Origin of the sequence: Rahnella sikkimica (genome assembly GCF_002951615.1) — a bacterium.
Taxonomy (GTDB): domain Bacteria; phylum Pseudomonadota; class Gammaproteobacteria; order Enterobacterales; family Enterobacteriaceae; genus Rahnella; species Rahnella sikkimica.
Window position 1 is genome coordinate 1,476,579 of sequence record NZ_CP019062.1, and the last position, 21,171, is coordinate 1,497,749.

Here is a 21,171-nt window from a genome sequence, read left to right on the forward strand (position 1 = left end):
TTATTCACTGACTGATCAAAAAAATAATTTTCCGCTAAGTCATTTATTATCGCTGATAAGCAAATATTGTGATTTTACAACTTAGTAACCTGCCCTTAATAATTCCTTTCAGCCGCCGGTTAATAGTGCGGCATCCTTATTATTTATGCGTTTATTCGAATCATTGATGATTAATAACCTGACGGGAAATGTATGAAATCTTTTGCTGGTGCGCGTTCTCTTTCTGCTTTAACACTGCTGGTGCTTTCTTCCGGGCAGTCGCTGTTTGCCGCTGAACAACCTCAGCCAGGCGGAAGCCTGACGTGGGGCGTCGAAACCGAGCCCAATACGCTGAATCCGCAGTTAAACGGGCAATCCAAAGCCGAGCTTATCCTGCGCGTTGCCTATGAATCACTGCTGGCGCGCACGCCCGACGGCGCGTATATCCCGTGGCTGGCGACCGGTTATCACGTTTCCGATGACGGCAAAACTTACACCTTTACCCTGCGCGATGACGTGAAGTTTTCGAACGGGGAAAAACTGACGTCTGCCGCCGTGGCAGAAAACTTCCGTCATGCACAGGATCCGGCGTATTGCGCGGGTTCGAGTATTTGTGCGCTGGCCGGGAGAATCGACACCATCGCCACGCCGGACGAGCACACGGTTACCCTCACGCTGAAGCAGGTTTACAGCCCGTTCCTCTCGTTTGCCTCCGGCCTGAAACTGATTTCGCCGTCGTCGTGGACGTCGCCGCAGCTGAAAGCCGGTGGCACGGATATCGCGGGAACCGGCCCGTTTATTCTCAGGCGCTATGAGAAAGGCCAGCAGATTGAATATGTGCGCAACCCGGATTATCACTGGGCGTCGGCGAATGCCAAACATCAGGGCCCGGCGTATCTCGAAAGCGTAACGTACCGTTTCCTGCCGGAATCTTCCGTGCGCACCGGCGCACTGCTTTCCGGTCAGGTGGATGTGATTGAAGGCGTGTCCGGCAACGATGCGGGCGAATTCAAGGACAACGCGGATTTCAGCTATCAGCACGCCCTGAACACCGGCACGCCGTATTCGCTGTTCCTGAATGTGAAATATGGCCCGACGCAGGAAGTGAAAGTACGGCAGGCGATTTTACAGGGGCTGGATATTTCTCCGATTCTGCAATCGATTTATCGCGGCGAACGCACGCGCGTCTGGGGCATTACGTCGCCGGTTGACCCGCTGTATGACGCCAGCCTGACCGGCAAATACGGCAATAATCCAAAGCTTGCGAACCAGCTTCTGGACGAAGCCGGCTGGAAAACCAAAGGCGCTGACGGCATTCGCACAAAAGACGGCCAGCCGCTGAGCATCGAAATTATTCAGGCACAGGCCACCGTGCGCGATCAGCGTGATGTCCTGTTGCAGGCATTGCAGGCACAGGCACGGCAGCGGCTGGGCGTGGATCTGAAAATCCGTTACGTCGATTCCGGTACCTATACCGAAGTCAGAAAAACCGGTCAGTTTGGCTCGATTGCCAACTCCAATACCGACACCGACGGCATCGATATCGAAAACCATTACCTGCCGGTCAACGCCGGCGGCGCGATCAACTACAGCCGCACCGATGCACCGGAAATCATTCCGCTGCTGAAAGGTGCGTCGCAGACGCTGGATAACGCTGAACGCAAAAAATTCTACGGCCAGTTGCAGAATTTTGCCGTGTTGCAGCAGGCGCTGGCGATCCCGCTTTATGAGCCGGAAGACCAGATTGCGGCGGCGTCTTACGTTCATGGCGTCGGTTTCCGTCCGTTCAAACAGATGCCGGAAAACGCCTACGACGTCTGGCTGAGCAAGCATTAATCAGCAGTAAGGAGCTTTATTATGTCGGCTGAAAGTACCTTTATTCCCCCGCAGCGGCCTAAGTCAGCGCCGTCATGGCACGGGCGCGTTGTCCGGCGGTTGCTGAGCGGTGCGCTGGTGCTGTGGGCCGCGGTCACGCTGTCTTTTATCAGCGTGTATCTCGCGCCGGGCGATATCGTCAGTTTGCTGATGGGCGAACAGGTACAAACACCGGCGATTGAAGCGGCGATCCGCGCGGAATGGGGGCTGGATCAGCCCCTGTATCTGCAATATCTGCACTATCTCTGGCGCGTTTTACACGGTGATTTTGGCCGCTCTTATATGCTCAATACCGACGTCAGTTCGCTGGTGTTATCGCAGCTGTGGCCAACGCTTAAACTCACCGGTCTGGCGCTGGTCATCAGCCTGGTGTTTGCCGTGGTGATGGCCGTCGTAACCGCGCACCGTCGCTGGGGGCAACGCATTGCGGGCGGTATCGAGCTGGTTCTGGCCTCGACGCCCTCTTTCTGGCTCGGCATTGTGCTGCTGTTTATCTTCAGCTTTACGCTGCGCTGGTTTCCGGTGGCGGGCGACCGCAGTTTTTCCTCACTGGTATTACCGGCATTATCCCTCGGACTGGCGCAGGGTGCGGTGGTTTCTCAGGTCTTGCGGCGCGGGCTGGAAGATGCGCTCGACGAACCCTTTGTGCTGACGTTGCGCGCGTGGGGGCTGGGCAACCGCGTTATCCGTTTACGCCACGCGCTGCGCCACGCCGCCCTGCCCGCTGTCACCCTGACCGGCTGGCTGATTGGCGGTTTGCTCAGCGGCGCGGTAATCACCGAACAGGTTTTTGGCCGCCCCGGTTTGGGCAAAATCACCGTCGATGCCGTTCTGGGTAAAGACCTGCCGGTGGTGCTGGCGGTGGCGATTTTCTCCGCGCTGGTGTACGTCGTGCTGAGTACGCTGGTGGATATTTTGTATCTGTTTATCGACCCGCGACTGCGGGATAACGGCCAGAACGGTGAGGAAAACGCATGAGCCAGTTACTGATTTCAGGCGGCGTGAAGCGCCGTTTTTCTGCCGGTTACCTTCTCGCGGCAGGGTATTTACTACTGGTCGTTCTGGCGGTGATTTTCCCCGCCTGGCTGACGCATTTCGACCCGCTGAACGCCGATCCGGTTAACGCGCAACTTCCATCTTCCGCTGAACACTGGCTGGGCACCGACCAGCTCGGGCGCGACGTGCTGGCGCGTATCATTTACGGCAGCCGGTATTCCCTGCTGATCAGCCTCGCGGCGATGGTCGTGGCGGTCAGCATCGGCAGCCTGCTTGGCTTACTCGCCGGATTATTCAAAGGTCCGCTTGATGAGCTGATCAGCCGCGCCGTGGACGTGGTTTCCGCGTTCCCGGATTTACTGCTCGCACTGATGCTGATTGCGTTCACAGGCCCCGGCACCACCAATCTGATCTTCGCACTCGGCGTCGCTTCCGTGCCGCGTTTCACCCGCGTGGTGCGGGCGCAAACCTTTGTGGTGATGTCCTCCGGTTACGTGGAACAGGCGCGCACGCTGGGTCTCAAACGCCACATTCTGGTCTGGCGGCATGTGCTGCCGCACGCTATCGCGCACGTTCCGGCGCTGGCTACGCTCGGGCTGGGCACCGCGATTATCGGCACGGCGGGTCTGAGTTTTCTCGGCATGGGGCCGCAACCGCCGACGGCAGAATGGGGGCTGATGCTGGCCGAAGGCCGCAATTATCTGCGCAATGCGTGGTGGATTGGCGTCTGGCCGGGCGTGGCGATCACCCTGACCGTGATTTCTGTGAACACGCTGGGCCGCTACTGGCAGGCCACTTTTGAAGGGAAACAGCCATGAGCGACGAACTGTTTATTGATATCCGCAATCTTTCGATCACTTTTCCCTCGGCGGACGGCGAAAAACCGGCGGTCAGTGGCCTGAATTTGCAGCTCAGACGCGGGGAATCACTCGCGTTCGTCGGGGAGTCCGGCTCGGGGAAAACCGTCACAGCCCGCAGCCTGCTGGGGTTACAGGATGCCAAAGCGCGTATCACCGCCGACCGTTTTGTGATCGACGGGCAGGATATGCTCGGTGCCAGCCAGCGCCGCTGGCGGAAAATTCGTGGCAGCAAAATTGGCTATGTGTTGCAGGACGCGCTGGTGTCGCTCGACCCGTTGCGCCGCATCAGTCAGCAACTGCGCGATGCGTTACAGGCGAACCGCGCCGCTAAGCCGCAGGAGCTGCATCTGCAAAGCATTTCTCTGCTCAAATCGGTTGGCATTCCTGATGCTGAAAACCGGCTGACGGCGTATCCGCATCAGCTTTCCGGCGGGCTTCGTCAGCGTGTGCTGATCGCCACCGCGCTGGCCGGGAAACCCGGTTTGCTGATTGCCGATGAACCGACCACCGCGCTGGATATGACGGTGCAGAAACAGATTCTGGATCTGCTGCAACAGCGCCGCGACCGGGGCGAAAGTCTGTTGCTGATCAGCCACGACCTTTCTGTGGTCGGGCAACTCGCCGACCGGATCCTGGTCATGCATCAGGGCAAGGTGGTGGAAGAAGGCACGGGCGAAAAACTGCTGAGCACGCCGGATCACCCGTATACGCGCCAGCTGCTCGCTGCCATTCCCGGCCCTGCCACGCGCGGGTTGAAACTCTCCGGCCAGAGCGGCAGGCCGCTGCCCGCCAAAAATATCGCCACCGGCGAACCGGTGCTGGACGTACGCAATCTGAGCAAACATTACGCGGACAAAGCCGTGGTAAACCACGTCAGTCTGACGCTGGCGGCGGGCGAAACGTTGGGGATTGTGGGTGAATCCGGCTCGGGGAAAACCACGCTGGCCAGAATGGTGCTCGGCCTGACTGAACCCGGTTCCGGCACGATCACTATTCAGGGTCAGCGCTGGAGTCAGATCCCCGAATCCGTCCGCAGGCTGCAACGCCGCGGGATTCAGCTGATCGCACAAGATCCGCTCAGCTCTTTTGATCCGCGTTATAACGTGGAAAAAATCATCGGAGAAAGCCTCGACAGTGTGGGGATTTTTGGCGATGAACGACGCCGCCGCATCCTGCAATTGCTCGATGAAGTGCAGCTCGGTGAAGGATTTTTGCGGCGTTATCCGCGCGAACTTTCCGGCGGTCAACGCCAGCGTATTGCCATCGCCCGCGCGTTTGCCCCGAATCCTGCATTACTCGTGGCCGACGAGCCGGTGAGCGCGCTGGACGTTTCCGTTCAGGCGCAGGTGCTGGATTTACTGGCCGACATGCAGGCCGAACACCGCACCGCGCTGCTGTTTATTTCGCATGATCTCGGCGTAGTCCATCATCTGGCGGACAGGGTGATGGTGATGAAAGACGGCAGCGTGGTCGAGCACGGACAGGTCGATGACATCTTCCACCGCCCCGCCCATCCGTGGACCCAACAACTGATTAATGCGCTGCCGGTGGTGGCATCACGCCCTGATCAAACGGCGGCGTTTTAAGGATTTCCCCGCCACATACGCCAGCGACGCACACAGCAGGTAATACATCAGGCCGACAAACAGGAAGATTTCCGCCGGGTAGATTTGCACCCGGTTATTCACCTGCCCCGCGACGGTGGTCAGTTCCGGCACGTTGACGATAAACGCCAGCGAGGTGTCTTTCACCAGCGAGATCAGCAACCCGAGATACGACGGCAAAAGATTTGGCCACGCCTGCGGCAGCAGGACATTGAGCAAAACCTGTCTGTAACTCATGCCAGATGCAATCCCCGCTTCGGTTTGCCCGCGCGGCAGTGACTCCAGCCCGGCCAGCGTGGAGTGCATCACCGCCGCCGAGGTAAACCAGGCGAGTGCGATAATCACCGTCAGCGGGCCGGGGATCGAGCCGCCAAACACCACCGGCAACAGGAAATAGAGCCAGAAAATCACAAAAATCAGCGGGATGCCGCGGATAAACGAGGCCCACAGAAACAGTAATTTTCGCGTCCAGCCACCGAAACGCCACGCTAACGCCGCCATCGCCACGCCCAGCACTAACGCCAGCACGCCAGCAGAAACGGCCATGATCAGCGTGAGCAAAACGCCGCCCGGTTCGCCGTCGGCCAGCCTGCCCCACAGCATATAGGTGAAATTATCCTGTAAAACCGACCAGTCAAACTCCATCATTCACCTCCGCCTTCTGCGCCACCTGCGGCCTTTGTTGCGGACGTTTCGGGCCCAATACCGTCATCAGCCCGCCAAGGATCATCCCCAGCGCCAGATACAGCAACGTGCCGACCGCAAAACCTTCAAAGGCGTGCGCGTTGTAACTTTCAATCTGACTGACCTGATACGTCAGCTCGGAAAATCCGATGCCGGTCGCCAGCGAGGAAAGCTTCATCAGGTTGAGATACTGCCCGGTGATCGGCTGCCACGCGTTGGTCAGCGCCTGCGGTAACAGGATCGAAAGCAGCAGCGTTTTGCGGCTGAAACCCTGCGAAATCGCGGCTTCGGTCTGGCCTTTCGGCACCGAATTCAGCCCCGCCTGCACTTCTTCCACCAAAAATGCGGCGGTGAATAATCCCAGCCCCCACGCGGCGCATAAAAACTCCGGTGTAAGCCACGCGATATTGCCGGGAAAAACCGCCCACGCGTGGGTATCGCCGATGTAAAAACGCCAGCTTTGCGGCAGCGCGCCGTACGCGGCGAAATACCAGAAAAGCAGCTGAACCAGCAGCGGCGTGTTGCGGAAAACCGACACAAACGCCGCTACCGCGCCGTGCGCCAGATGCGATTGACTCAGGCGCAGCGCGATCAGTAACACCACCAGAAGCGTCGCCAGCACACTGCCCGCAATACTGACGTAAAGCGTGGTGAGAAAGCCGGAGATAATCCACTGCAAAGGCTGGCCGGTAAGCACGCCAGCCCAGTCGGGATGCCAGATCATTGCCCCGCTCCTGTTTCAGGATGCAGCGGGAACAACACTTTTTGCAGAAAACGCTGCGCACGCGGATGCTGCGGCCGCAGGAAGAAATCCTCCGGTTCCGCCTGTTCCAGAATCTCGCCGCCGTCCATAAAGATCACCCGGTCGGCAATTTCACGGGCGAAACTCATTTCATGGGTCACAACAATCATCGTGATGCCGCTTTTCGCCAGTTCCTGCATGACAAGAAGCACTTCGCCGATCATTTCCGGATCCAGCGCCGACGTCGGTTCATCGAACAAAATGATGTCCGGATCCGTCACCAGCGCCCGGGCGATCGCCACGCGCTGCTGCTGGCCGCCGGAAAGTTGCTCGGGATAATGCTGCGCTTTATCCTGCAAACCAACGCGGGTCAGGAGCGCCAGCGCCTTCCCGCGTGCATCACTTTTCTTCCAGCCGTGGACTTTAATCAGCGCGAGGCTGACGTTGTCCTGCGCGGTCAGATGGGCGTACAGGTTGAATTGCTGAAACACAAAACCGATGTGCGTACGTAACTCGCGTAGCGCCGATCCGTTCAGGCCGCGCGTCGGTTTGTTGTGAATGAGAATTTCGCCATCAGTGACGGTTTCCAGCTGATTAATCAGGCGGATGAGCGTGGATTTCCCCGAGCCGGACGGCCCGCAGACCGCCACCACATCGCCGCTGGCGACGCTCAGATCGACATTACGGATCACCAGGTGATGACCGAAAGATTTACTGACCTGACGAAACTCAACCGCCGTGGTTTTAGCGGCGTTTGAATGTGAAAAAACCGCAGACGTCGCTGCGGTTGATAAGGTGTCTTGCTGCATGTGCATTACCTTGCATAAAGCGGATTATTTGGCTTCAATCTTGAACAGACGTGGCTGCGGAGATTTTGTCTGCGGGCCAAACCAGACGTTATAAATGCTCACCGCCTGACCGTTTTTCTCCAGATTCAGCAGTTCGTCATTCACCACTTTCAGCAGGCTGGTTTCGCCTTTTTTGACGCCAACGCCAATCTCTTCTTTGCTCAGCAATTCAGGCAAGACTTTGTATTTTGCCTTGTCCGGCGCGCCATCCAGCAAACCGGCCAGAATGGTGCTGTCCTGCGTAATCGCCTGCACGTTGCCGTTACGCAGCGCAGAAAGCGCCAGCGGAATATCGTCGTAAGACAACACGCGCGATTGCGGGAAGCGGTTATGCAATTCCTGCTCGCCGGTGGTGCCTTTCACCGCGCCGATACGCGCCGTGGCGTAGGCGTCGAGTTTATCCGGTGAACTGGCCGGCACCAGGAACTGCTGACCGGTCACGAAATAAGGGAGGGAGAAATCGACCACTTTCGCGCGTTCCGGCGTGATGGTGATATCCGCCACAATCAGATCGGCTTTGCCAGACTGCAATAACGGAATACGGTTCGCCGGATTCGTCGGCACCAGTTGCAGCTTCACGCCCAGCGTTTTCGCCAGCGCTTTCGCAAAATCAACGTCATAACCGACGATATCGTGCGTTTTGGCATCCACAGAACCGAACGGGGGATTGGAATCAAACGTGGCTACTTTCACCACGCCGGCTTTCTTGATATCAGCCAGCTGATCCGCATGGGCTGCAAACGTTGAGACTGCGCTGAGCGCCAGAAACAGACCGGCGGAAACAACGCTTTTATTGAATTTATTTTTGATTACTGATGTAGCAGCCATAGTTTTTCCTTATAAGTCATCTTAAGAGGGCTCGCGCCCTAAATTTTTAATCTGGCAGGTAAATAACATTTTTGTTTTGTAGGTCAGAGAATTGCATATAGGAACGGGCGGCTGCCACTAACAAAAAAGGATATCGATGGATGATTTATGCATAAGGGTTGGATCTGGATGGCAAGATGCGGGGACGCATTTCTGTTCAAAGCCTGGGCTTGCCGCCCAAACTGGCCCAGAGGCTATGTCATTCGGAAGGCTGGGGTTTTTGCTCCTTCCCCTTGGCAAGGGGAAGGCTGGGATGGGGTTCGAAATGGCGACTTTGAAGGTGAGTTGTCTGCTAAACCCCCTCCCGGCCTCCCCCTTCGCAGGGGGAGGAGCACAACAGCCGCTTGCAAAAGCTTGCTGAGTGAGTGTGGAGCGAAGGCCAGTTTGGTTGGCCACAAACCAAAAAAAAAGCGTCCTGTTAGCGCTCAGCAACCTGAACGCTAACGGACGCCTTCATCCGTAATCTCTTTGTACTGACGTATTTCATTCATGTCATGAAAATTAATGCAGCTTGTATGCCAGTTTTACTGTCTCAATAAATTCAACACGTTAGCCAGAAGAGGTTTTTATACTGGTGATTTTTTGCACCGAAACAGCCCGTAATGCCCTGCCGGAAGGCAATGAATCTGGCGGGTACGGTGTGACAGGACATCCCGGCCTTTGCACATCACTCCAAATCCGCCCCGTTGCTCGCAATCACTTTCTTGTACCAGTAAAACGATTTCTTACGGGTTCTTTCCAGCGTGCCGTTGCCGCTGTCATCGCGGTCGACGTAGACGAAACCGTAGCGTTTGCTCATTTCGCCGGTGGAGGCGGACACCAGGTCGATGCAGCCCCACGAGGTGTAGCCGATAACCGGAATGCCGTCGGCGATGGCTTCGCCCATTGCTTTGATATGTTCGCGCAAATAGCTGATGCGGTAATCATCCACGATTTCGCCCTGCGCGTTGAATGCGTCTTTCGCGCCGAGACCGTTTTCCACCAGGAATAACGGTTTCTGGTAGCGGTCGTACATCATGTTCATGGTGATGCGCAGGCCGAGCGGGTCAATGCCCCAGCCCCATTCGCTGGTTTCGATGTGCGGGTTTTTCAGTGATTTTACGATGTTGGCCGCGCTGCTGTTGTTGTCGTTCATGTCAGCGGACGCACAGCGCGAGGCGTAATAGCTGAAGGAGACAAAATCGACGGTGTTTTTGAGAATGTCGTCATCGCCCGGTTGTTTATCGATGACGATGCCTTTTTCAGCGAAGACGCGGCGGGTGTAAGACGGATAAGCGCCGCGCGCCTGAACGTCGATGAAGAACAGGTTTTCGCGGTCTTTTTGCAGCGCCGCCCAGACATCTTCCGGCTTGCAGGTGCGCGGATAAAAATTCCCACCCGCCAGCATACAACCGACCTGATTTTCCGGGTTCACTTCATGGGCGATTTTCGTCGCCAGCGCGCTGGCAATCAGCTCATGGTGCGCGGCCTGATATTTAACCTGTTCCTGATTTTCGCCCTCTTCGAAGGCTAAACCCGCGCCGGAGAACGGGCTGTGCAGCAGGATATTGATCTCATTAAACGTCAGCCAGTATTTCACCAGCCCGTCGAATGCCTCAAAACAGGTGCGCGCATAACGGGCGAAGAACTCGACCATTTTACGGTTACGCCACGAACCGTACTCAATCACCAGATGCATCGGCACATCGAAATGGCACAGCGTGACCAGCGGCTCGATGCCGTATTTCTTGCACTCGGCAAACACGTCACGGTAGAAAGCGATGCCTTCCGCATTCGGCGTCAGTTCATCGCCGTTGGGATACAGGCGGCTCCAGGCGATTGAGGTGCGGAAAACGGTGAATCCCATTTCAGCCATCAGTGCGATGTCTTCTTTATAACGATGATAAAAATCAATCGCCTGATGGCTCGGGTAAAATTCGTCTTCCCGCAGGGTGAAGCGTTTTTCCTGACCGGTTTTTACCGCCAGACGGTGCGCGCCGTGCGGGATCATGTCGACCGTCGTCAGGCCTTTTCCGCCTTCAAAACTGGCACCTTCCGCCTGGTTTGCGGCAATCGCGCCGCCCCATAAAAAGCCGTCAGGAAATAATGATGCTGCCATGAGTTACTTCTCCTTTAATGTGAACGCGCTGCGTTGGGTGCCACCGGCAACGGCGCAGGCGTTGTGATCTCTGCCGTTTTGCCCTCTTCCGGCGCGACGGTTTCCACGGGAATATCTTCAAATCCGAGTAACAGGGTGATGACAAACGAGAGCACCACCGCGAGGATCATGACGCCCGCCACCCAGACTATGGTCATCGGGTTGGACGGGTCGAAGAACTGGACGCTGGTAAACAACCCCGGCGACGCCATCGAGTGGCTGGCGAGGCCGCCTAAACCGGCCACGCCGCCGCAGATAAAACCACTGATCAGGCAGGCGATGAGCGGACGTTTAAGGCGCAGCGCCACGCCGTAAAGCGCAGGTTCTGAAATCCCGGCCACAATCGCGGAAGCCGCCGCCGCCAGCGCGGTCTGGCGCAGTTCCGGGTTTTTCGTCCGCCACGCCACCGCCAGCGATGAACCGCCCAGCGACAGGTTTGCGCCGATTTCTGACGGCATCACCATGCCTTCTTTTCCGGTTTCCGCGATGGTCTGAATGATGGTTGGGGTGAACACGCGGTGCATCCCGGTCATCACCAGCAGCGGCCAGGCCGCGCCCATAATTGCCACCGACAGCCAGCCGAGATAGCTGTGAACGGTGTACACCACGGCGGAAATCCCGGTGCCAATCCAGATACCCAGCGGCCCGATCAGCACGATGGCGATCGGTGCGGCAATCAGCATGATCAGCATCGGCTTCAGGAAGTTTTTGGTGACGACCGGCGTAATGCGATCCACCCATTTTTCGATGTAGGACAGCAGCCACGTCATGCACAGCGCGGGGATCACGGTGTAGGTGTATTTCACCGCCGTGACGGAAATGCCGATGAACTCGACTTTTTGCCCCTGCGCGGCTTTCGCCATCAGGTCGATAAACGCCGGATGCACCAGGATCCCGGCAATCGCAATCGCCAGCGACATGTTGGTTTTGAATTTCACCGCTGCCGACGCGGCCACCATCACCGGCAGGAAGAAGAATGCGCCGTCGCCGATGGTGTTGAGGATCACCAGCGTCGATGCACCCTTTTCAAACACGCCGGTCATATCCAGGATCATCGCCAGCAGTTTGACCATCGAACCGCCAATAATCGCCGGGATCAGCGGCGACATGGTGCCAATCAGCGCATCCAGAATGCCTGCGCCAATCCGTTTGAGCGTAATTTTGTTTTTAGCGGGGGTATCACCGCTGGCCGCCGCAAAGCCTTCCGGCAGCAGTTTCAGCACTTCGGCGTAAGCCTGCGACACGTTATTGCCGATGATCACCTGACACTGTTTTTCATTGCGCACCACGCCCATCACGCCGGTGATGGATTTCAGCGTCGCGGCGTCCACGACGGATTCGTCGTTCAGCACGAAGCGCAGGCGCGTCATGCAATGCGTGACTGCCACCACGTTGCCCGCGCCGCCGATGGCGTCGACAATTGACCTGGAAATTGCTGCAAAATTCTTAGCCATGAGTGATAACTCTCTCGGATTCATAGGGTTATGAATAATATTTTTCCGGGAAGCCATTTTTATGAAACGTAACGGGCTTTTTCCGAAACAGTAGGTAACCGGTTTCACACGAGAATGTGCAGTTCTCTTTCTGACTTCAACAGAAATTGATAACGCTGTTTCATTTTTGTGATGACGATCTCCCTGCGCAGTGAAATCCTCTCAACTCGCGTGGAATGTGTAGAATGACGAATAATTTTTCTCATCCGGAAGGTGCCTGATGTCGACAATGCAGGAAGTGGCAGCCAAAGCGGGCGTCTCGAAAGCCACGGTTTCCCGTGTGCTTTCCGGCAAAGGTTATGTGAGCCAGGAAACCAAAGATCAGGTCTTCAAAGCCATTGAGGAAGCGGGATACCGGCCCAATTTGCTGGCGAGAAATCTGGCGACCAGCAAGTCGATGTGCATCGGGCTGGTGGTGACGAATACGTTATATAACGGGCATTATTTCAGCGAGCTGATTTCACAGGCCGCGAAAAAACTCGACGCTAACGGACGCCAGCTGATTCTGGTCGATGGCAAACACAGCGCCGAAGAAGAACAGGACGCCATTCAGTTTCTGCACGATTTACGCTGTGACGGCATTATTATTTACCCGCGTTTTTTATCGGTCGATGAAATGGATTTGCTGATCGACAAATATAAAAAGCCGGTGATGGTCGTGAACCGCAAATTACGCAAACACCAGAGTCACTGTATTTATTGTGACCACAAAGGGTCGAGTTTTAACGCCACGCAGGCGCTTATTGAACGCGGGCATCGGGATATTGCGTTTATTACCGGTTCTATGGATTCCCCGACTGCGATTGAGCGCCTTTCCGGTTACCGCGACGCGCTGACGGCCTCAGGAATACCGGTGAAAGAATCGCTGATCGTGCCGGGAAAATGGTCACCGGCCAGTGGTGCCGCGGCCGTTGAAACGCTGCTGGCGTCCGGTCAACCGTTCAGCGCCCTGCTTGCCAGTAACGATGAAATGGCGATCGGCGCGATGAAACAGCTCAACACCGCCGGAATTGGCGTGCCTGCGCAGGTTTCGGTGATCGGGTTTGATAATATTCCGACAGCGCCGTTTCTTATTCCGGCGCTGTCGAGCGTGAAAGATCCGGTCAGCGATATGATCAGTGAAGTGATTAATCAGATTATCGCCATGCTCGATGGCGGTTATTTGTCCGAACAGAATCACTTCTCTTCTGACCTTATTCTTCGTGATTCTGTCATCGACGGCCCTTATAAAACTCGCCAATAATTCCCGGTAATACACCGGCACGCGGTTGCCCCGGAACCAAAACTTTACAGGCCGCATTAATTTGCGGCTTTTTTATTTACCTGAACAGATTGAACACGTTAGATCCCTTCACATTTGCCTTAGCTTTTCATGTCATTCCACTCAAGCTTTTTCCCATTATGCCGATAACGTATTTGCTCACTAAAACCCAAATGTACAATTTCACTTAAGTCCGATCTTTTTGCTAAAAATGCTTAATTTTAAGCATGTTAGACGCAAAATTTGGCGAACTAAGAATTATCTTATGCTAACGTTTCGCGAGCACATCACAGCAAAAATGCGCCGGGACAGGCGCACTATTTCGCCGGACTCTGATTTGGACGGACCCCGCGCAGAGGCGGCAGGCTACCAGGCAAAATAAAATGAGCGAAGATTCTGATGTACTGTATCGGTTGCTGGTCCAACGCGTAGAAGACTACGCGATCTATATGCTGACTCCGGACGGCACGATTGCGAACTGGAACGCCGGGGCGCAGCGGGCGAAAGGCTATACGCCTGAAGAAGTGGTGGGTAAGCATTTTTCATGTTTTTACACCGAAGAAGACAAAAAAAGTGGCTGGCCGCAGCACGGTCTGGAGACCGCGCGCTCAACGGGCCGCTATGAATCTGAGGGGTGGCGTCAGCGCAAGGACGGTTCGCGTTTCTGGGCACACATCATTATTGAAGCCCTGCGCGAAGCGGGTGAAATCATTGGTTTTGCCAAGATTACCCGTGACGTCACCGAAAGACGTGAAACTGAAAGGGAGTTGCTGAAAGCCAAAGAACTGGCCGAAACCAACAGCGAACAGCTTTCTTCTTTGTCGCAATTTCTGAATACGGTGATCGCGAATATTCCCTCTTCCGTTATTGTCGAAAATGCCGTTTCACGGGAAATTCTGCTGGTTAACCGTCAGGCAGAACGTCTGCTGGGGATTTCACGTGAGAAAATGCTCGGCATGCGCCCGCAGGATTGTATGGGGCTCGGGTTGAGCAACTTTATTAATAAGCAGTCAGACGAATGTCTGCGCGCTGAAGGTGTGCACAAAAGCGAGCAACAGTTGCTCACGGCACTCGGCGACCGGACGCTGCAAACCACCAGTTCGGTGATCCGCGGACACGATCCGCAGACCAGTTATGTGATGATGATTGCTGACGACGTCACCGATCAGCAGGCAGCGCATGCCCGCATTCACCACATGGCGCACCACGATAATCTGACCAGCCTGCCTAACCGCATTCTTTTCAGCCAGCGGCTTAACGAAGCGTTGCAGCGCGACAGCTATACGCACAGCCACACCGCCACATTGTGTCTGGATCTGGATAATTTCAAAAACGTGAACGACGCACTCGGTCATCAGGTCGGCGATGAGCTGCTGCGGGCGATTTCCAAGCGTCTGCGCATGACGTTGCGGGACGACGACACGCTGGCGCGCATTGGTGGCGATGAATTTGCCGTGGTGCTGCCGGGTCTGAAAGACATGTCTGCCGCGCATCAGATTTCAAAACGTCTGATCGAAGCCGTGCGTCCGCCGGTCATTATCGACGGTCACTCGCTGTCGGTGGGGTTGAGTATCGGGATTGCGCTGGCGGACTCTGTCGAAAATACGCCGGATCAGTTACTGCGTTGTGCGGATATGGCGCTGTACGAAGCCAAACGCAATGGCCGCAACCGGTATGAAGATTTCCGGATTGAAATGGACGCCGCCGCCCGTAAACGCCGCGTGGTCGAGATGGATTTGCGCGACGCCATTACCTGCAATCAGTTACGCCTTTATTACCAGCCGATTACCGACGCCAAACATGATTCGGTGATCGGCTATGAGGCGCTGATGCGCTGGCATCACCCGCAAAACGGGCTGATTATGCCGGTGGATTTCATCCCCATCGCCGAAGAAACGGGTCTGATTCACAGCCTGGGTTCGTTTGCGCTGCACGAAGCCTGCCGCGAAGCCACGACCTGGAACGGTTCGCAGACGGTCGCCGTGAATCTGTCACCGATTCAGTTTAAAAACAGCGGGCTGGTTTCTGTGGTGGAATCCGCACTGGAAGCGTCCGGGTTGGATCCGTCGCGTCTGGAAGTGGAAATTACCGAGTCCGTGCTGCTCGACAATACGCTGGGCAATATCGATACTTTGCGGAAACTGAAAGCGCTGGGCGTACGTATTGCGCTGGATGATTTCGGCACCGGTTATTCGTCCCTGAGTTATCTGCGATCGTTCCCGTTCGACAAAATCAAAATCGACCGGTCATTCATCAACGATATGCAGGACAGCCGCGAAGCGCTGGCGATCATCCGCGCCATCACCGGCATGAGCCGCAGTCTGGATATTCAGACCACCGCAGAAGGCGTCGAAACCCCCGAGCAGTTCAAACGTCTGAAAGAAGAAGGTTGTAGTTTGTTCCAGGGATATTATTTTGGACGGCCTCAGCCCTCAGAATCCCGTTTGACTGGGTTTACACCTGTCTGATGATAGGTATTAGACACTAACCGTGCGGGGAGTCATCGGGGGATAAGGGTTTCATTATTGGGCTAATTCTGGCGATGGGTTTTTCACTTGCCGTGAGGGCTGACATCTGACCGAGAATATTTCGGTTTCTCAGTTGCAGTGATCGCTCAGCGGCTGTTTTGCTCCTCCCCCTGCGAAGGGGGAGGTTGGGAGGGGGTTTTGCAAGCCACTATGCCGCTAAAACCAACACCCCATCCCGGCCTTCCCCTCGTGAAAGGGGAAGGAGCAAACCAAATTAGCCTGCACGATTCTCCCTAACATCTTTCTTTTTATTTGGCATACGTATTCAACTCCCCGTGCTGGCAAACGCATCCCATTTTTTGAATTTGACAAAGACATTCCCAAATGTTCCAAATGTCTAAATTCGTTCAAAAACGCCAGAGGTTTCGAGGGCGTACTGCATTCACCGCTTCTTAAGGAACAGAGATGTCTGAGAATTACGATTTTAACGTCGCTTATCCTACCCTGCGCCCGACGATGATGGGCGCGAATGCGGTCTGCGCTTCCCAGCCGCTGGCCGCACAGGCCGGGATGAAAATGCTGATGCTCGGCGGAAATGCGGCCGATGCGGCCATCGCCACCGCCATCGCGCTGACCGTGCTGGAACCCAGTGGTAACGGCGTGGGCAGTGACGCTTTTGCGATAATCTGGGACGGCAAAAAAGCCCACGGTCTGAACGCATCGGGCCGCTCACCCGCGGCGTGGACGCCAGAATATTTCGCCTCCAAAGGCCATGACGCCGTGCCGACCTATGGCTGGGACGCCGTTACCGTACCCGGCGCGGTTTCCGGCTGGGTAGCGGTGGCAAAACGTTTTGGCACCCTGCCGCTGACCACGCTGGCGCAACCGGCCATCGATTACGCCCGCAACGGTTTCCCGGTGTCGCCGCTGATTGGCCGTCTGTGGGAAATCGCGGTGAAAAAATTGAGCAACCAGCCGGGTTTCAGCGAGTGTTTCGCGCCTGAAGGCCGCGCGCCAAAAATCGGCGAAATCTTCCGTAATACGCAGCTGGCCGATACGCTGGAGCTGATTGCCAAAACCGAAGGCGAAGCGTTTTACCGGGGCGAACTGGCCGATAAAATGATCGCCCACAGCCGGGAATTTGGCGGTGCGATGACGCACGATGACCTGGCGAATCACAAAGCCGACTGGGTAGAAACCCTGCAACAATCCTTCGCGGGCGGTTCCGTTCACGAACTGCCGCCAAATGGTCAGGGCATTGCCACGCTGATTGCGCTGGGCATTCTCGATAAGCTAAACATCGGCGATAAACCGGTGGATTCGGTTGAAACCACGCATCTGTGCATCGAAGCAATGAAACTGGCGCTGGCCGATTTGGATCAGCACGTCACCGACAACGACCATATGCTGTTCGACCCGCAACTGTTCCTCAATGATGCGTATCTGGAAGAACGTGCGCACCTGATTGACCGCACCAAAGCCAGCGACGTCACCTACGGCGCACCGCGTCCGGGCGGCACGGTCTACCTCACCACCGCCGATTCCAGCGGCATGATGGTGTCGTTTATTCAGTCTAATTACATGGGGTTCGGTTCCGGCGTTGTCGTACCGGGAACCGGTATCAGTATGCAAAACCGGGGTTGCGGCTTCACGCTCGATCCGCAGCATGCCAACTGCGTCGCGCCCAATAAACGCACGCTGCACACTATTATTCCGGCGTTTGCGCAGGACGGCGAAGGCAAACCGCTGATGTCCTTCGGCCTGATGGGCGGCCCGATGCAGGCGCAGGGGCATTTGCAACTGGCGCTGCGCATTATGTTGTACAAACAGAATCCGCAGGCCGCCATTGATGCGCCGCGCTGGCGGATTAACGGTGGCCGTCAGGTGGCGATGGAAGCCACTTATGACCACAATACGCTGGCGGCGCTGCGCGCAATGGGGCATGACCTGATTGTCGAAGATCCGCTTGGCGGCCATTCGTTCGGCGGCGCGCAGGTGATTGTGGTGAATCCGGCAGGCGGGTATCTGGCGGGGACAGAATCAAGGAAAGATGGACAAGCATTGGTGATGTAATTTGCAGGAAGCCGCTGCAAACAGGCGGCTTTTGAGGCGAGCTTGGTGATTTTAGTTTTTCACTTGCAGTGAAGCGCCAGAAAGATGATCGAGAAAATTTCGGTTTTTCAATAACTGTGATCGCCTAACTCTCCGCGCCGAAACCGACCAGAGAGGCCCAGGACGGGGCCTCTCTGGGCTCTCCACGTCTTTTACAACACGCGCTATCGCTGGCTGGCTAAGTTTCAGCAGCCACAGCTATTGCCGCGAAAACTTGCCGCTACGCGGTGCCTTCATTTCGGTGTTCGAGCCTTGGGTCTCGAAACGCTCACTCAGCAAGCTTTCTGAAAGCGGCCGGAGGCTTATCTAAATTCAAAGGCATTTTGAATAACAATTAGTGGTGAGGTTGCGAATTAGAAAGTTATTGGCCGCTATCAAAACGACGTTGAGAGAGTGGTGAGAAACAGCGAGAGTCTTTTTTCGAGCAGGTTCGAACCCGAAGCGAAAATACCGCGCAGCGGCGGCGTTTGCGGCACTAACCGGCGTTGCTGAAACAGTGCCAGCCAGCGACAGCTCGCAGTTAAAAAAGCGCAGAGTCCAGAGACCCGCGCGTTACCGGGTCTTTGGTCGGTGTGGGCCGATGCCCACGACCTTGAAGTTGAAGTTGAAGTTGAATTTCCCCCTTCGTCCCACCTCCTCTGTGACACCCCTTCCAAATTTCACCTAAAAAAATGTAATTCGATGCAGGTCGTTTAAATATTTGAAACGCCGTTCTATAAATGGAGTGTAGCGTTTTTTGCACTTTCATATGGAGAACAAATCTATGAGCTGTCCACTGTTTCATGGCGTGATCCCGCCGGTTTCTACCATCCTGAATGAGAATGAGCAGCTTGATCGCCAGGGAATGGCGCGTCTGATTGATTTCACCATTGAAGGCGGCGTTAACGGTCTGTTTTTCCTCGGCAGCGCGGGGGAATTTGCGCATATGTCCCGCGAACTGCGGCATGAAGTCGCCGAATTCTGCACCAGACACGTCGCCGGACGCGTGCCGGTGCTGATCGGCGCGGCGCATCCCGGCACGGCGGAAACGCTGGCGTTTGCACAGCACGCCAGACGTGTCGGCGCGGACGGCGTGGTGGTGGTGAATCCGTATTACAACCCGATCACGGAAGAAGCGCTGTATCTGCATTACAAAACCATTGCCGAAAACGCCGGATTGCCGGTGGTGATGTACAACTATCCGGGGCTGACCGGCCAGTCGATTCCCGTGAGTCTGATTAAACGCCTGGCGCTGGAATGCCCGAATATTGTCGGCCTGAAAGATACCGTCGACAGCCTGAACCATATCCGCGAAACGCTGGCGGCAGTGAAACCGGTGCGCCCGGATTTCGCGGTATTTTCCGGCTATGACGAATACCTGTTCGGTACGCTGATCCTCGGCGGTGACGGCGCCATTCCCGCCAGCGCTAACTTTGCGCCACAGCTCACCTGCGGCATTTACCGCGCGTTCAGGGAGAACGATTTCGCCACCGCCGTTGAACTGCAACAGCGCCTGTCGTTCCTGCCGCCGCTGTATTCTCTGGATACGCCGATTTACAACGTCATCAAATACGCCATCTCGCAGGCCGGTGTCGACGTGCCTGTGTATTCGCTGAAACCGGCGTTACCGCTGAGCAATGACAAGCAGAAAATCGTCCGTGAAATCCTCAGGCAGGCAGGCGTTTTAAACTGATTGCACGCCCCGCCATCCTCCCTGCGCGACGAGGGAGGATATTTCCTGGCAGATCTAAATCGAAATCATTACTATTCCGCTTTAATATTCGCTACTCTATCCGCATGATTTATCGAACCGAATCTCTTTCATAACGTCATGATGCAAACACTTCTCGACAGTTTCCGCGATACGCCTGTGAGCTGGGTGGCCGATACGTTTAAGCCGCTGACGCCGCTGGTCACCAACGCGGTGCCGATGTCACAGCTGACCACCGCCGAAGGCTGTGGTCTCGTGCTGAAACGCTATCTGGATGCAAATGCCGCCGACGCCGCGCAGTGCGACAAACGCCGCGCGCGCATTTCGATGTGGTCGCAGTGGTATTTCGCCACCCTGCTTCCGGCCTGGGTGATTGTGTCGTTACGCCACGGCTGGCAGTTGCCGATTGCGGCTGAAAACGTCTACCTGTGCATGCAGGAAGAAGGCTTACCGGCGCAGATTTATCTGGATGGCGAAGGCGAGTCGCTGATTTCGCAGGAACCGATGGCGCGGTTTGACGTGATGATTGAGCAGCAGTTGCGCCCGATTTGCGAAGCACTGGCAGAATTCTCCGGCCTGAAACCGGGCATTTACTGGAGCAATGCGGCCATCCGCGTCGGCTGGGGCGTTAAGCAGGCCGAACTGGTTGATGCTGATATTTCTGACGGCATGACGCTGATGGAATCTCGCGAGCTGCGCTGCGGTGGCAAAAATCCGTTATTTCAGCCGCTGCGCGCGGAAAACCCTGCCGACCCCGACAGCCCGCAATACCGTAAACAGTGCTGCCTGCGCTACGATCTGGAAGACCACGCCATGTGCCCTTCCTGCCCGTTATTGCTAGCAGAGCGTAAATCCGGCAAAAGACGTAAATCCTTAGCGGAGTAATTTGCTGATGCGCCAGCCACTTACCAAACGGTAATAAGTTAAGCGTAAAAAATGATTGGATCTTAGTCTCATATAATTATAAGAATTACGTTATAAGCAAAATCATTCGAGTTGCAGGAAGGCGGCAAACGAACGAATCCCGATGAGCTTACTTGAGTAAGTGATTCGGGTAAGTGAGAGTAGCCAACGCATCTGCGGCTCGAAGGATGAAGGTTATATATAGACCAACGAGGCATTCATCATGACAATGAAAAAACCTAAGAGCTGGCCATCCGCTCTTAACTCGCTGGCCTCAGAGGTGATTGATACTCTGGCGCAACCCGTTAACCGCGTATGGAACACGTTAACCGGCAATCAGCAGCCGCTCAGAGCAAGGATTGTTCATCGTTATGCGATTCCGTCTACCCGCACCATCAGCGTGACGGAAGGGTTCTTCGGGTTTATTCCGGTGGAATCTTATGAAAACGAACGTTTTATTCTGGAAGTCGCCTACGCCGACAAACAGTATCAGGTAGAAGTCCCGCGGGCTTATTACCAGAAAAGTAACATCGGCGACGGTATCGATATCCACACGCTGTAACGCCCTCTTCTTTAAACAGGCTGCACCTTCACGGGCGCAGCTTTTTTTATGCCCTTAACCTCCCCTTTCTGCCTGAAAATCTGCCTTACC

General features: G+C 55.7%; 16 protein-coding genes. 10 read left to right on the forward strand and 6 right to left on the reverse strand.

Annotated elements, in window-relative coordinates; genetic code table 11:
• Positions 1–192: 192 nt before the first annotated feature.
• The 4 genes from BV494_RS06615 to BV494_RS06630 are packed head-to-tail and all read left to right on the forward strand — an operon-like array spanning position 193 to position 5,296.
• Positions 193–1,815, forward strand: coding sequence for an ABC transporter substrate-binding protein (locus tag BV494_RS06615; protein WP_104922139.1), 1,623 nt, complete (start codon positions 193–195; stop codon positions 1,813–1,815).
• Between the two features lie 21 nt (positions 1,816–1,836).
• The gene (locus BV494_RS06620; protein WP_104922140.1) at positions 1,837–2,832 is read left to right on the forward strand and encodes an ABC transporter permease; all 996 of its coding nucleotides are present in this window, start codon (positions 1,837–1,839) and stop codon (positions 2,830–2,832) included.
• Positions 2,829–3,668, forward strand: a complete 840-nt coding sequence (locus tag BV494_RS06625; protein ID WP_104922141.1) for an ABC transporter permease — start codon at positions 2,829–2,831, stop codon at positions 3,666–3,668. Before BV494_RS06620 ends, BV494_RS06625 begins: the two co-directional genes overlap by 4 nt.
• On the forward strand, positions 3,665–5,296 hold the full coding sequence (locus BV494_RS06630) for a dipeptide ABC transporter ATP-binding protein (RefSeq protein WP_104922142.1): 1,632 nt from the start codon (positions 3,665–3,667) through the stop codon (positions 5,294–5,296). Before BV494_RS06625 ends, BV494_RS06630 begins: the two co-directional genes overlap by 4 nt.
• Here BV494_RS06630 and BV494_RS06635 read toward each other — a convergent pair.
• The 6 genes from BV494_RS06635 to ascF all read right to left on the reverse strand — a co-directional run bounded on the left by BV494_RS06635 (position 5,267) and on the right by ascF (position 12,046).
• On the reverse strand, positions 5,267–5,959 hold the full coding sequence (locus BV494_RS06635) for an amino acid ABC transporter permease (RefSeq protein WP_104924730.1): 693 nt from the start codon (positions 5,957–5,959) through the stop codon (positions 5,267–5,269). The genes BV494_RS06630 and BV494_RS06635 overlap by 30 nt on opposite strands.
• On the reverse strand, positions 5,949–6,722 hold the full coding sequence (locus BV494_RS06640; protein WP_104922143.1) for an amino acid ABC transporter permease: 774 nt from the start codon (positions 6,720–6,722) through the stop codon (positions 5,949–5,951). The genes BV494_RS06635 and BV494_RS06640 overlap by 11 nt, the downstream gene beginning before the upstream one ends.
• The gene (locus BV494_RS06645; protein ID WP_104922144.1) at positions 6,719–7,549 is read right to left on the reverse strand and encodes an amino acid ABC transporter ATP-binding protein; all 831 of its coding nucleotides are present in this window, start codon (positions 7,547–7,549) and stop codon (positions 6,719–6,721) included. Before BV494_RS06645 ends, BV494_RS06640 begins: the two co-directional genes overlap by 4 nt.
• Before the next feature lie 24 nt (positions 7,550–7,573).
• Positions 7,574–8,416, reverse strand: coding sequence for an ABC transporter substrate-binding protein (locus BV494_RS06650; protein ID WP_104922145.1), 843 nt, complete (start codon positions 8,414–8,416; stop codon positions 7,574–7,576).
• A gap of 706 nt (positions 8,417–9,122) precedes the next feature.
• The gene (locus BV494_RS06660; RefSeq protein ID WP_104922147.1) at positions 9,123–10,553 is read right to left on the reverse strand and encodes a 6-phospho-beta-glucosidase; all 1,431 of its coding nucleotides are present in this window, start codon (positions 10,551–10,553) and stop codon (positions 9,123–9,125) included.
• Between the two features lie 14 nt (positions 10,554–10,567).
• Positions 10,568–12,046 (reverse strand): PTS cellobiose/arbutin/salicin transporter subunit IIBC, encoded by a 1,479-nt coding sequence (ascF, locus tag BV494_RS06665; protein ID WP_104922148.1) that lies wholly within the window; start codon positions 12,044–12,046, stop codon positions 10,568–10,570.
• 259 nt (positions 12,047–12,305) lie between these two features.
• Between ascF and BV494_RS06670 the strand changes: the two genes are divergently transcribed.
• The 6 genes from BV494_RS06670 (at position 12,306) to BV494_RS06700 (ending at position 21,081) form a co-directional block, all read left to right on the forward strand.
• Positions 12,306–13,328 (forward strand): LacI family DNA-binding transcriptional regulator, encoded by a 1,023-nt coding sequence (locus BV494_RS06670; protein WP_104922149.1) that lies wholly within the window; start codon positions 12,306–12,308, stop codon positions 13,326–13,328.
• A 401-nt stretch (positions 13,329–13,729) separates the two neighbouring features.
• Entirely contained in the window at positions 13,730–15,814 is a 2,085-nt protein-coding gene (locus tag BV494_RS06675) for a sensor domain-containing protein (protein WP_104922150.1), read from the forward strand.
• A gap of 465 nt (positions 15,815–16,279) precedes the next feature.
• On the forward strand, positions 16,280–17,887 hold the full coding sequence (locus BV494_RS06680; protein WP_104922151.1) for a gamma-glutamyltransferase family protein: 1,608 nt from the start codon (positions 16,280–16,282) through the stop codon (positions 17,885–17,887).
• 802 nt (positions 17,888–18,689) lie between these two features.
• Entirely contained in the window at positions 18,690–19,598 is a 909-nt protein-coding gene (locus BV494_RS06685) for a dihydrodipicolinate synthase family protein (protein WP_104922152.1), read from the forward strand.
• A gap of 138 nt (positions 19,599–19,736) precedes the next feature.
• Positions 19,737–20,501: a siderophore-iron reductase FhuF gene (gene fhuF, locus BV494_RS06690; RefSeq protein WP_104922153.1), complete on the forward strand. Its 765-nt coding sequence runs from the start codon at positions 19,737–19,739 to the stop codon at positions 20,499–20,501.
• A gap of 241 nt (positions 20,502–20,742) precedes the next feature.
• On the forward strand, positions 20,743–21,081 hold the full coding sequence (locus BV494_RS06700) for a hypothetical protein (RefSeq protein ID WP_104922154.1): 339 nt from the start codon (positions 20,743–20,745) through the stop codon (positions 21,079–21,081).
• The last annotated feature ends 90 nt before the right edge of the window (positions 21,082–21,171 follow it).